This is a genomic window from Nodularia sp. UHCC 0506, assembly GCF_034931045.1.
Taxonomy (GTDB): domain Bacteria; phylum Cyanobacteriota; class Cyanobacteriia; order Cyanobacteriales; family Nostocaceae; genus Nodularia.
Genome location: NZ_JAYGHH010000009.1, coordinates 133,297 through 134,676 on the forward strand (window position 1 = coordinate 133,297; position 1,380 = coordinate 134,676).

At 37.8% G+C, this 1,380-nt stretch carries 2 protein-coding genes and 1 pseudogene; all 3 read left to right on the forward strand.

Annotation, left to right across the window (positions count from 1 at the left end):
- On the forward strand, positions 1-454 hold a 454-nt coding region (locus VB654_RS08830; protein ID WP_323213342.1), incomplete at its 5' end, for a hypothetical protein.
- A 95-nt stretch (positions 455-549) separates the two neighbouring features.
- Positions 550-702: pseudogene (locus VB654_RS08835) on the forward strand (IS701 family transposase); the annotation flags it as partial.
- Between the two features lie 303 nt (positions 703-1,005).
- Positions 1,006-1,161: a hypothetical protein gene (locus VB654_RS08840; protein WP_323213343.1), complete on the forward strand. Its 156-nt coding sequence runs from the start codon at positions 1,006-1,008 to the stop codon at positions 1,159-1,161.
- Positions 1,162-1,380 lie beyond the last annotated feature (219 nt).

Consider the following 1,380-nt stretch of genomic DNA (forward strand, 5'->3'; position numbering starts at 1 on the left):
AGAAGCAAGATGGTCTGAAATTGAAGCTCTACTACGGTACGAGTTCAAAGATTCAGACTTTAATGACGGATTTACTGTAGAGCGTCCACTTTGGCATATTAACGAAGGAATTAAAGGAAACTTAGGCCCGGGAATAAAACACGTAGTAGCTATTGACCCTGAAAATGAAATTGTAGCGGCTGCATTCTGCCTAGCAACCTGTAGAAATAATGGCCAGAGCAGCTGCGATCTAGGATGGTTCTTCGCATCGAGCAAGTTGTCGAAGATTCAAAAAATCAAAGCTCTTGATAAAGTATTCCATGTAGCGTATGAAATAGCTAAGAATACTGGATTTGAATATCTTGTTACTAATATGGGAACGGCAGTTGGGGCAAAATATGCGGAAAGAAGATGGGGCTGCGTTAATCAGCCAGAAGGAGAAATTACGAATAGATGGGTAAAAAAATTGACGTAGTAATTATGATGCGATATAGCCGCAATTGGATGGTTTGATATTTTTGGTTTAGCCATAACTATCAAAGCGTGATTTTTCCCAAGACAACGATTTAGCTGACATACTGTGAACTCTACAAAGACTTGTTCATAGAAGTGAGAGCGTATAAATATTTCAAATATCTCGACGTGGGACTTCTAAGTGATTTAACAAGAAAAAGCTTACCCGCGATCGCTAAAATAGTTGGTCTAGACAATGAACACTCATTGACTGACAAAATATCTCGGCGTAGGTTGGGTTGCACGAAGTAAAATCCAACAAAACCCAAAAAGTGTGTTGGGTTACTATTCGAGAAGACTTCGCCAACGTGACCTCAATCCAACCTACGGCAAAATACTGGTTTCAAGGGGTTTGTCAGTCAACTAGACAAAAAACAATCATTTTATCTCAATCAGTATTCATTTTGTCTCAATGTTAGTTGTTCCTCAAATAATTGAAGTTATATTTGAATCAAAAGCTTCTAGCTTTTAAGCAGTTGCTTTAAAAACAAACTACCTTATGAGGTTATACCAATGTCTAAAACTAAAACAGAAAACAACAAACCATCTAAATATCAAGAACTCAATGACTTTGAGTTAGAAGTTGTCTGCGGTGGCGCAGTAATAAATATCTGCGACAGCGATGTTTCTGCTCCAGAAACTATTAATATTAAGTCAGACGTTGCCTAGCATTTGATAGTTACTGACTGAAGAAAGGCAGAAGGCAGAAGGCAGAGTGTTGGGTTTTACTTCGTGCAACTCAATCTGCTGTAAAGTGTAGGTTTCAAGGGGCTTGTCAGTCAACCAGACAAAAAACAATCATTTGATCTCAATCGGTATTCATTTTGTCTCAATGTTAGTTGTTCCTCAAATAATTGAAGTTATATTTGAATCAAAAGCTTCTAGCTT